General features: G+C 74.2%; 1 protein-coding gene. It reads right to left on the reverse strand.

Annotated elements, in window-relative coordinates; genetic code table 11:
• Window positions 1-109: 109 nt before the first annotated feature.
• On the reverse strand, window positions 110-2,229 hold a 2,120-nt coding region (locus E4099_RS31400; protein WP_245245337.1), incomplete at its 5' end, for a phage holin family protein.

Here is a 2,229-nt window from a genome sequence, read left to right on the forward strand (position 1 = left end):
GTGTGCTGCATGGATGGTGCGTCTTTCCTGGTGCGGGCGGTCCGGCGGGGGGATTCCCTGCGGGGCCGGACGCACAGCCATGGTCAGGGATGGGGGGCGATGCGCCAAATCACCGCTTTTCGTCCTGTACAACCTGGCTGAGCGCCGTAAATGGTGCGGTTGCCTGGGTGGTCAGCGGCGAATCGTCCGCCGGCACCTGGGGGCCGTCGGCCTCCCCCAGCCAGCGCCGCAGCACCGTGTGCACCTGCTCGGCGCCGACCAGTGGCCGTCCGTCGGGGGTGGGCGGGCTGAGTTCGCTGGGCCACAGCAGGAAGGGGTGGCTCTGCGGGCCGCCGAGTCCGCCGTGCGAGCCGATCTGGTCCTCGAAGGCGTGGACCGCCCCGGTGTCCGGATCGCAGACCGAGTTGATCATGATGTCGGGGACATTGGCGAACCCGGCGGTGCGCCGTACCGCCTCCACCGCGCCCGGGCCGAAGGCGGCCAGCGGGCTGATCCCGAGCACGGTCCCGGTCTCCAGGTGGTGCTCGGCGCCGTCCGGGCCCAGCACCACCGGCCCGTGCACCGCGGAGTGCACCAGCAGGAAGCCCATCCCGGGGTGGTCGGTGAGGGTGCGCAGCAGCGCCGGGTGGCGGGCGTCGATCTCCTCCCGGGTCATCCGGCCGGGCACCTCGGGGAAGGACACCAGGCCCAGGTTGCCGGAGGCGAGGACCACTGGCTCGGACGCCCGGCGCCCCGCGCCGTCCCGCTCGGGGCGGCGCAGCGCGGTCCGGGCGGTGGCGCGGGCCTCGGCCCCGCTGGGGGTGCGTTCGGCGCGGCGGGAGACCGGCAGGCCGCAGCCGGCCCGTACCAGGTCCTCCAGGGTCAGTCCGAAGCGTCCGGTGAAGTGCTCCCCCGGGCTCTGTCCGTGGTCGGACAGGAGCACGATGCGGTAGTCCCTCGGCGCGTGCTCGGTGACCTTGGCGATCAGGGCGACGCACCGGTCCAGGCGGCGCAGCACCTGGTGGGTGTCGCGGCTGCGCGGCCCGGAGTGGTGGGCGACCTCGTCGTAGGCGACCAGGTCGGCGTAGACGGCGGTGCGGCCGGAGAGGATGTCGCCGATCACCGCGGCCACCACCACGTCCCGCTCGACCACCGTGGCGAAGGCGCGGATGAAGGGGTACAGGCCGCCGCGCCGCAGCCGGGGCCGCTCCCGCCGCAGCCGGGCCCTGAGCGCCTGGCTGATCTCCCGGAACACCTCGGCGAGGAAGGACACGGCGGTGCGGGTGGCGTTGGCGGGGTCGGAGAAGTACGCGAAGTAGCCGGACCGGGACCGGTTGTGCCGGCCGCGCCGGGCGGCGACCGACAGGACCAGGGCGAGCTGCTCGGCGCCGCCGGTGAACAGGTTGCCCCGGCTGGCCCCGTCCACGGTGAGCAGTCCGCCGTCGCCGGTACGGGCGATCGCCCGGCGCTGGAGCTCGGCGGCGCTGGTGGGCCGGTTGCTGACCAGCAGCTCCCCGCTCTCCTTCTCGTACCAGCGGAAGGCGGGCACGTCGGCGTTGCTGCCGTGCAGGATGCCGAGCTGGCTGGCGCCGGTCTGGCTGGACCAGTCGGTGCGCCAGGGGGTGAGGGTGTGGGTGGTGCCGTGCCAGCCGGCCAGGGTCTCCATCAGCGGGCGTTCGCCGCTCAGGGCGTCCCGGAGCACGTCGTGCCCCACCCCGTCGAGCTGGAGGAAGACGGTGCCCGGCGGTGGCCGGCGCCCGGCGGGCAGGCCCTGCCCGCGGCGTCTGCGGCCGGCCATCCGGGCCAGTCGGCGGCGGTATGCCTCGTCGTCGCGGACGGTGAGGAAGGTGCTGGTCGCGGAGGATGCGGCGGACATGACGGCGGCGACCACCACCGCGGTCTCGGGTTCGGCGGCGCTTTGGCCGTGGGGTATGAGGCTGAGCGCCAGCAGGAGCAGTGAGCCGTTGAGGACGAAGACCAGCAGTCCCAGGACGAACGCGGGCACCAGCAGCAGCGCGCGCACCAGCAGCGGCCACACCAGGGCGCCGAGCAGGCCGAAGGCGCCCGCGCCGGAGGCGGCGGTGAGGCCGATCCGGGTGGCGCTGTCGCCGTCGGCGGACTGCAACCGGAAGTCGGGCAGGACGGCTGCCAGCACCAGCATGGTGAGGGTGCTCACGGCCCAGACGACGATCACCCGCAGCGAGGCTCTGCCGGTGGCTCTCCAACGGGGTGCTTTCCGGTGGGGTGGGG

The sequence above is a fragment of the Streptomyces palmae genome (assembly GCF_004684805.1).
Taxonomy (GTDB): domain Bacteria; phylum Actinomycetota; class Actinomycetes; order Streptomycetales; family Streptomycetaceae; genus Streptomyces; species Streptomyces palmae.